Consider the following 8,087-nt stretch of genomic DNA (forward strand, 5'->3'; position numbering starts at 1 on the left):
CCAGGCGTGGACCGGGCAGCCGACCGGGGAGGCCGGGCGCGGGCCGTAGGTGTCCGCGACGGTGAGGTCCGCCCGCAGCGACGGCAGGACGAACTCCTGGACGTCCGGGTCGTCCAGGAGGGCGGAGTCGGTCCCCCCGAGCCTGCGCAGTTCGGCGATCAGCGCCGCGTCGTCTCTGCGGTAGAGATCTCGGGGAGGCACCCGGTGCGGGGCCTCGCGGCTGGAGACGTGGAGGGCGGCGGGCCGGACGGCGTGCCGCTGTTCCAGGCGCCGCACCACCTCGTAGGCCAGCGACGCGCCCATGCTGTGGCCGAAGAGCGTCAGGGGCAGGTCCGCGAGGGGCAGCAGTGCGGCGGTCACCCGGTCGGCGAGCTCGTCCATGGTGTCGATGAAGGGGTCGGCCAGCCGTTCGTAGCGGCCGGGGTACTTCCCCACCAGGACCTCCGTACCTTCGTCGAAAGCGCGGCCCCAGGGGTGGAAGAAGTTCGCGGAGCCTCCCGCGTGCGGCAGGATCAGCAGGCGGCGCCGGGGCGTGTCCGTCGCGCGGTACCTGCGGAACCACGTGTCGGCTTCCAGGCCGATGGTCATGCTCGTCTGCACCTCGTCGTCGCGTCGGTCGTGCGGTCGTTCGTGTTCACGGGGTCTGTCCCGGAGGCCGGGCGGGTCCGCGCGGCGAACCCGCGCGGACCCGGCCTCCGGCCCGTGCCCTACGGCGTGTCCGACGGGGCGGACAGGGTCGCCCGGACCGAGACGGGCAGGTCCAGGGCGATGACGAGGAAGCACTCCCGGTGGGCGGTCAGGGACAGTTCCCGGAACAGCTCCGGCGGCAGGTCCGCGTCGCCGCGCACGGTCAGGGAGCCCGAGGTGAGGGAGTGGCGGCCGGGTTCGACGAGCTCCAGGTGGAGGGTGGCCTCGACGTCGAGTTCCCGGGCGAGGTGACCGCGCTCCTCCAGCTTGTGGGTGAGGCACTGGGCGTAGTCCATGGCCAGCGCGGCCGCCACCAGTTCCTCCGGGGTGCTCTCCCCGGCGGGCTCGGAGATCCGGCTGCTCCACCGCATCGGCAGGCCGGCGCCGACCGAGTCGAGGGAGACCGTACCCTCCCCGGCGTCCTGCGGCCGTTCACCGAACAGGGGGCCCCGCCATACGGCGCGGGCGGATCGGGTCGCCATCAGCGGACTCCCGTCGTCTCGATATGTGCGGCTGCCGCGGTGATGGCGCCGACGATGCCGGCGGACACCTCCGGGGCACGGTCGAAGAGGTAGAAGTGGTCCCCCGGCCAGCTGCGGAACTCAGTGGCGTCCGCGTGGTCGGCCCACGGCCGCATCTCCTCGGCGGTGACCAGCGGATCGCCGTCCCCTCTCATCACGGAGAGGGGGGAGGCCAGGGGCGCGCGGTCCTGGTACCGGTATCCGTGGTTCACGACGAGGTCGTTGCGCAGCGCGGTGATCATGCGGTCCGCGAGGAGGGTGTTGTTCCACAGCTCCTCGGGGGTGGCGCCCAGCCGGCGCATGTAGGCGACGTACTGCTCGCGCGTCCAGTCCTCGGGCGGGCCGTCGGCCGGTTCGGGGACGACCAGTCGCGGCGCCGGGCTCCCCGACACGCCGACCCACAGGGGCCGGTGGTGGCCCCGTGCGGCGAGTGCGTGGACGAGCTCGAAGGCGATCAGCGAGCCGAGGCAGTGGCCGAAGACCGCGTAGGGGCCGGAAAGCTGTCCGGTCAGCTCCTCGGCGAACGAGTCCACCGCGCTCGTGACGCTCGGGCAGACCGGCTGCCGGGGCGCGGTCGCCCGCGCCGGCAGCTCGGGGGCCAGGATCCGCCAGCTCTCGGGCAGGTGGGGCAGCAGGGGCACGAAGCTCCCCGCGGACCCTCCCGCGTGGTGCAGGAGGATCAGGGTCAGTTCAGCGGGTTCCACGGCGGCCGTCGACCGGCCGCGCAGGACGCAGATGCTCAAGGTCCCCCTCCCTCACGCTCGCGCGGACGCTGCGGCGAGCGCGTCGTCGTAGGCCGTGACCAGGTCGCCGACCGTCCGCATCTCGACGATGGAGGTCTCGCCCTGGAAGGGGTCCACCCCGAGCTCCATCTCCATGCCGATGAGCAGTTCAGCGAACATGAGCGAGGTGAGGCCGAGTCCGACCAGGTCGGTGGTCAGGGACAGCGCGGGCGCGTCCCCGCCCGCTCCCTGCACCAGCCGGACGATTTCCGCCTCGATCGACTCTCGTGCGTTCAACATGTAAGGCCTCCGTCGATGACCATGGATTGCCCGGTGACGAATTCCGCCCGGGGGGAGCTGAGGTAGAGGACGGCGTCGGCCACGTCGTCCGCCGCGGCGAGACGGCCGAGGGGGGTCCGGCGTTCGATGCGCGCGCGGGACGCGGCGGGCATCTCCGCCGTCATCGCGCTGTCGAAGTAGCCGGGCACCACGGAGTTGACGCGGATGCCGTGGCCGCCGAGTTCACGGGCCAGGCTGCGGGTGAACCCGTCGAGGCCGGCCTTGGCCGCGGCGTAGACCGAGACGCCGCGGTAGCCGCGGACGGCGTTGATGGACGAGATGTTGACGATGGCCCCGCCGCCCTGGCGGGTCATGACCCGGGCACAGGCCTGGGTGAGCATGATGGGGGCCACCAGGTTGGCGGTGATCAGTGATTCGATCGCCTTGGGCGGCATGGTGAAGAGGAGTTCCTCGCGCACGATGCCGGCGTTGTTGACGAGCAGGTCCAGCCTGCCGAAGACGCGGTGGACGTTGCGGACGAAGGTCCGGGCCGTCTCCGGCTCGCCCAGGTCGACGGCCTCCCAGTGGAAGGACCCGGGGTGGGCGGCCATCGCCTCGGTGACGAAGTCGGAGGCGGAGCGGCTGAAGGTGGCGACGTGCCAGCCGTCGGCGAGCAGGCGCTCGACCAGGACGCGGCCCAGCCCTCGGCTGCCGCCGCTGACGACGGCCACCCGGCCCTCGCCGGCGGTCTTCTCCGCCGTGGTGCCGCTGGTGTCGGGATTCTCTGTCATGCGGGAGTACGCACCTTCTTGAACCGGTCGGAGTGCTGGTCGGCGTCGGAGACCTCCACGACGAGCGGCACCTTGTACGCTTCGAGCCTTCGGCCGCAGTACTCGCGTACCTGGCGGGTGACTTCGCGCGGGTCGGCGGGGGCGACCAGCTTCACGGTGGCCTTCACCACCATGCCCGTCACGTGGCTGGGCCTGCCGGAGACCGTGGCCTCGGCGATGTTGGGGATTTCGAGCAGGACGCTCTCGACCTCGCTCGGGTAGACCTTCTCCCCCGCCACGTTGATCAGTTCGGTGACCCGGCCGAGGATCCGCACGTAGTCGCCGTCGGTCTCCACGGCGTCCTGGGTGTTGAAGTACCCATCGGCGTCGAAGGGGGCGGATGCGTTGAGGTAGCCGAGCATGGCCGTGTCGGAGCGGATCCAGAGGATCCCCTCGACGATCCGGTAGTCGAACCCGGCGCCGCCGAGCTTGACCCACAGGCTCCCGTCGCCCTTCGACTTGGTCGACATGATGCCGAGCTCGGACAGGCCGTAGGTCTGCTTGAGCCGGACCGACGGAAGGGCCTGGTGGAGGAGTTCGAGCGTGCGCTGGGGCATGGGCTCGGTTCCGTAGGTCACCAGGCGCAGCGAGCTCAGGTCGTGGCGTTCGTGGGCGTGCGAGATGAGCAGCATGTTGAGAAACGTCGGTGTCGTGGGGAGGACTTCGACGCCGTACGAGGCGATCGCCGCGCACACCGTGTCGGGCCGGCGGTCGGAGACCGTGACCAGGGTGCCGCCGTGGTTCAGGGTGTGCAGCAGGGTGTTGATGCCGCCGATGTGGTCGATGCTGAGGAAGCCCAGGGTGCGCCGCGCCCGGGACGGGTCGCCGTACTGCGCGAGCATCTTGCCGAGGTCGAGCACGATCGCCTTGCTGCGCCCGGTGGTTCCCGAGCTGAACAGCACCAGGCCTGCCGTCCCGGCGTCCCGCAGCCGTCCGTGGAACGGGTGCGTCGCCGTCCGGCCTGTCCGCTCGAGGACCCGTCCCCCCGCGCCGTCCACGACGACGGCCACTTCCACCTCGGCGGTCTCGTGGTACTCCGCGCGCCTGGCGTCAGTGGACCGCGGCAGGGGCACGGCGATGGCGCCCCGGGCGGCCAGTGCGACGAACGCGGCACACACGTCGGCGTCGCAGGCGCCTTCCAGGGCGACCACCTGGCCGGCGCGGACCTCGTGTTCGTCGAGGTAGGCCTGCCAGTCGCGGACGCGTTCCGCCAGGGCCGCGTAGGTGTGCCGGACCCCGTCGACGACGAGGGCGTCCGTGTCCCCGAAGTCACGGAACCGGTCGATCAGTGGGCTCGTCACGGTTTCCTCGCTGCAGTGGTCATGTTGCTGTCTTCCTTCGAGCAGGGGTGGGGCGCCGGGCCGGAAGGCGCGGGGCTTGCGGCCCGGGCCCCGTCGGGGATCAGGCCGTGGCCGCGGCCGGTTCGCCCTGGGGGGCGGCCTCGGTCCCGGTCGCGTTCTCGGCCTCGGACCCGGCCTCGGCCTTGGCCTCGGGGAGGTCGTGCTCGTCCGTCAGGCTCCGGCGGAGCCGCAGGCCCGCCAGCGGGACGAGCAGGCTCCCGATCGCCAGGACCACGATCAGCACCCGGCCGTGGTCGACGTCGAGGAGGGCGGTGGTGAGCAGCGGGCCGAGGATCATCCCGCCGGAGATGACGAAGGAGAACAGGGCGTTGGTGCGCCCGCGGACCTCGTCGGTGACCAGTCCGTTGATCAGCGCGGCGACGACGGGGATCACGATGACCTCGGCGACCGAGAAGATCGCGACACCCGCGACGAGCGTGACCACGGCGGCGGTCCCGGAGGTCAGGCCGGCGAAGTAGACGCAGGCCCAGCTGGCCGCCGAGAGCACGCCCGAGGCCGAGATCAGCGTGCTCCTGCGCACCTTGGTCAGCCGCGGCATGAGCAGGAACTGGGCGAGGACGATCACCACGACGTTGGCGACGAAGGCCACGGAGATCCCGCGCGGGGTGACCGCTCCGTTGACGGTGACGTAGCCCGGCAGCGCGGACTGGAACTGGCTGAGGGAGACGGTCGCGCACAGCAGCATGCCCAGCAAGGCCAGCGCGAGCGCCGGGGTGGCCAGGACGGTGCGGTAGGAGGGCTTGGGCGCGTCGGGGTCGCCCGCGGCCTGGGGGCGACTCGGCTGCGCGGACTTCGGCAGCAGGACCAGGAAGGCCACCGCGGTGATCAGGAAGGAGAGCCCGTCACCCACGTAGAGCAGCTGGTAGCTGCGCAGGGTGCCGGCGGCGACGAGGCCGCCGACCAGGACCCCGATGCCGACGAAGGCGTTGAAGAGGGTGAACTCGAGGCCGAAGGTGAGGGTGCGGTGTTCCTTCGGGACCACCGTGGCGAACATCGTCTTGGTGACCGTGCCCACACCGCCCATGCCCAGGCCGTACAGGGCCGCGACCGCCAGGGCTGTCCACGGCCGGTCGGCGACGGCGTAGAGGCTGGTGCCGACGCCGGCGATGACCATGACGACCGGCATCACGATCCGGTAGCTGAACTTGTCCAGGAGGTGGCCCCAGACCAGACCCGAGCAGAACGAGCAGAGGCCGGTGATGGCGATCGCGGCGGGGCCGGTGCGGATGTCCAGACCGCGGACGTCGCCGAAGTACACCAGCAGGAAGGGCATGACCAGGCCCGCGCCGAAGGAGTTCACCGCGTTGGCGGCCAGCAGCGCCTGGGCGCGGCGTGGCAGCAGGCCGAGCACGTGGAGCGGATGTTGCTTGGTTGAGGACATGGGAGGCATCTTTCGGTTCGACGGGAGCTGCCGGTGCCCTGGCGCCGGCGCGGGGGTTCAGGCCTGGGGAGCGGCGGTGCCGAGGGCGAGCCGCCAGATCGTGCGGCCGCTCTCGCGGACGAAGCCGGCCCGGACGAGGGCCTCGGCGAGTTCGGGCTGCCCCTTCTCCTCGATGACCGCGGTCACCGTGATCCCCTCGTGGTCCGCCCGTGCGGCCGCCGAGGCCAGCAGCGCCTGCAGCACACCGGTGCCGGCGAACTCGGCGAGAACCTGGGCGTCCACGAGGCGCACGCCGCCCTCCTGGACCGAGTCCGACGCGATCCAGCCGACGGGGCGGCCGTCCTGGCGGCAGAGGAACAGCAGGCCGTCGCCCCCGCCCTTGCCGAGGACGATGTGCCGGACCGTCTCCGGCTCCAGCTTGAGCTTGACGCCTCCGGGCAGCACGACTTCGGAGCAGGTCTCCACCGCGAGGGCGACGAGCTCCTCCACGGCCTCGGTGTCGGCCCGGTCCACCTGCTCGACGACCAGGTGGGCGGCGGCCCCGGCGGCGGGGGCGCCGGGGGCGCGCTTGCTCACGCCGTGCAGGCCGATCACCTCGAAGCCGTGCTTGCGGACCCAGTCGCCGGATATCGCGTCCTCGTCGGCGGTGGCGGCGATCAGGCCGCTCTTGCCCTCCGCCCGGCCGAAGACGCGGGCCTCGGCGAGCAGGCGCGACGCGAGGCCGCGGCGGTCGGCTCCGGGCCGCACCACGATGTCCAGGAAGTGGTTGTCCTGGTCATCGACGCCCTTGATGGCGCCGCACTGGACGAAGGCCAGCGCGGCGCCGTCCTCGCGGACCACCCGGACCAGCGGCTCGGTGCCGGGCGCGAAGACCAGCTCGTGGCGGCGGCCATCCGGCAGGCGCGCCTCGATCAGCTCGGCGATCACAGCGGCGCCCTCGTCGTCGAGGCCGAGGGGCTCGGAGGCGGGCGCGAGGTCCGCCGGGCCGAGCACGAAGCGCTCGATGTCCCCGTCGCGGGACTCGTGGCGGAAGCCCGCCCGGGTCAGCACGCCCTGGGAGGGGGTGTTGGCGGTCAGCGTGCGGCCGACGACCTGGTCGACCCCCGGCTGGGAGAAGGCCCAGCGGGCCAGGCCGGTCAGGGCCTCGGTGGCATAACCCGCGCCGCGGCAGGACTCGGCGAGGCCGAACCCGACCTCGACGGTGCCGCCGCTCGGCGGCTGGTGGAAGCCCATCTCGCCGATCACCAGACCGTCCTCGGCGCGGACGAGGTGGTACATGCCGAACCCGAACCGCATCTGGCCGGGGGTGCGGCGCCCGAAACCGGTGGCGGCGTTCTTGCTGCCGGGCAGCGGGTAGCCCTCGATCCAGTCCTCGGACGTCGCGTTCTCGTCGAGGAGTCCGGCCACCTGGCCGGGCGTCAGCTCCCGCAGGACCAGTCGCCCGGTGGCGAGGGAGTTGGTCGGCGGTTCGAGGAGCTCGCGCACCGACACGGGCGTCAGGTCCGACCACTCCGCCTCGATGTGGCGCAGGCACTCCTCCTTGGCGCCCCGGAAGCCGCTCTGCTTCCAGCCGTCGGGCAGGTCCTGTCCGGCCGGCCAGGTCGAGTACTGGCCCTCGTCGTTGACGACTACTTCGTGGATCACTGTGCTGCTCCAAACGCGTTCGGGTTGTCGAGGAGGGTCGCGAAGTCCCAGAGCCGGGACTTCGGGAAGAAGCCTGTTTCGATGCCGTGGCCGATGAGGGTGCGCAGCAGGGCCGCGTCGGGCCGGGGGCAGCGCAGGTCGCCCAGGGCCTGTGCCGTGGCCTGCGCGTCGTACTCGACGAGGGTCCGCACCGGCTTGACGAACTGGGCGAGGAAGGCGTGGGCGTTGGCGTCGGTCGCGTCGGCCCCCGGCCGTCCCAGCCACTCCCCCACCGCCTGCGGGGCGGCCGGGATCACTGCGTAGCCGAGGTCGCGGAGGATGACCGCGAGGTCGGTCGAGGGGAGGCTCACCGGGTTGGAGACGTGGAAGGTGCGTCCCGAGTGGGCGGGGTCGCGCGAGAGGCGCAGGATGGCGTCGGCCGCGTAGTCGACGGGGGTCAGGTCCATGCCCCAGCCGGGCGCAGAGGGGACCAGGCCGCAGCTGAGGATCACCCGCAGGATCTGGTACATCATGTTCACGCTCGGGTCGGGCAGGAAGGTGCCGGTCCGGGTGTTGCCGACGAGCGTGCCCACGCGGTGCACCGTCGCGTCCAGGCCGTCGGCGATGGCCTTCCTGACGGCCAGTTCGGCCTCGTACTTCGAGCGGGCGTAGGGGCTGTCGAA

The 8,087-nt window shown here is 72.1% G+C and carries 9 protein-coding genes; all 9 read right to left on the reverse strand.

Going from position 1 to position 8,087, the window contains the following annotated elements:
• Positions 1 to 588, reverse strand: a 588-nt coding sequence (locus tag VR44_RS16335; RefSeq protein WP_045948231.1) for a thioesterase II family protein, incomplete at its 3' end; no start/stop codon positions are given.
• A 119-nt stretch (positions 589 to 707) separates the two neighbouring features.
• Positions 708 to 1,169, reverse strand: coding sequence for an OsmC family protein (locus VR44_RS16340; RefSeq protein ID WP_052713638.1), 462 nt, complete (start codon positions 1,167 to 1,169; stop codon positions 708 to 710).
• Entirely contained in the window at positions 1,169 to 1,951 is a 783-nt protein-coding gene (locus tag VR44_RS16345) for a thioesterase II family protein (RefSeq protein WP_052713639.1), read from the reverse strand. The genes VR44_RS16340 and VR44_RS16345 overlap by 1 nt, the downstream gene beginning before the upstream one ends.
• A gap of 12 nt (positions 1,952 to 1,963) precedes the next feature.
• Entirely contained in the window at positions 1,964 to 2,230 is a 267-nt protein-coding gene (locus tag VR44_RS16350) for a phosphopantetheine-binding protein (RefSeq protein ID WP_045948232.1), read from the reverse strand.
• Complete coding sequence (locus VR44_RS16355) at positions 2,224 to 3,000, reverse strand: SDR family NAD(P)-dependent oxidoreductase (RefSeq protein ID WP_045948233.1); 777 nt, start codon at positions 2,998 to 3,000, stop codon at positions 2,224 to 2,226. Before VR44_RS16355 ends, VR44_RS16350 begins: the two co-directional genes overlap by 7 nt.
• Positions 2,997 to 4,340 carry a class I adenylate-forming enzyme family protein gene (locus tag VR44_RS16360; protein WP_045948234.1) on the reverse strand — a complete coding sequence of 448 codons (1,344 nt, stop codon included), beginning with the start codon at positions 4,338 to 4,340 and terminating at the stop codon, positions 2,997 to 2,999. Before VR44_RS16360 ends, VR44_RS16355 begins: the two co-directional genes overlap by 4 nt.
• A 100-nt stretch (positions 4,341 to 4,440) precedes the next feature.
• Positions 4,441 to 5,781 (reverse strand): MFS transporter, encoded by a 1,341-nt coding sequence (locus tag VR44_RS16365; RefSeq protein WP_157880321.1) that lies wholly within the window; start codon positions 5,779 to 5,781, stop codon positions 4,441 to 4,443.
• A gap of 57 nt (positions 5,782 to 5,838) precedes the next feature.
• Entirely contained in the window at positions 5,839 to 7,425 is a 1,587-nt protein-coding gene (locus VR44_RS42650; protein WP_094191695.1) for a GNAT family N-acetyltransferase, read from the reverse strand.
• The coding region (locus VR44_RS16375; protein WP_045948236.1) for an SDR family oxidoreductase at positions 7,422 to 8,087 on the reverse strand (666 nt) is incomplete at its 5' end. The genes VR44_RS42650 and VR44_RS16375, both read right to left, overlap by 4 nt.

This window comes from Streptomyces katrae, assembly GCF_000966975.1.
Taxonomy (GTDB): domain Bacteria; phylum Actinomycetota; class Actinomycetes; order Streptomycetales; family Streptomycetaceae; genus Streptomyces; species Streptomyces katrae.

Bases quoted from the DNA above. Each gene is read 5' to 3' on its own strand.
- VR44_RS16340 (WP_052713638.1), bottom strand. From the start codon at position 1,169: ATGGCGACCCGATCCGCCCGCGCCGTATGGCGGGGCCCCCTGTTCGGT.
- VR44_RS16365 (WP_157880321.1), bottom strand. From the start codon at position 5,781: ATGTCCTCAACCAAGCAACATCCGCTCCACGTGCTCGGCCTGCTGCCA.
- VR44_RS16350 (WP_045948232.1), bottom strand. From the start codon at position 2,230: ATGTTGAACGCACGAGAGTCGATCGAGGCGGAAATCGTCCGGCTGGTG.
- VR44_RS16355 (WP_045948233.1), bottom strand. From the start codon at position 3,000: ATGACAGAGAATCCCGACACCAGCGGCACCACGGCGGAGAAGACCGCC.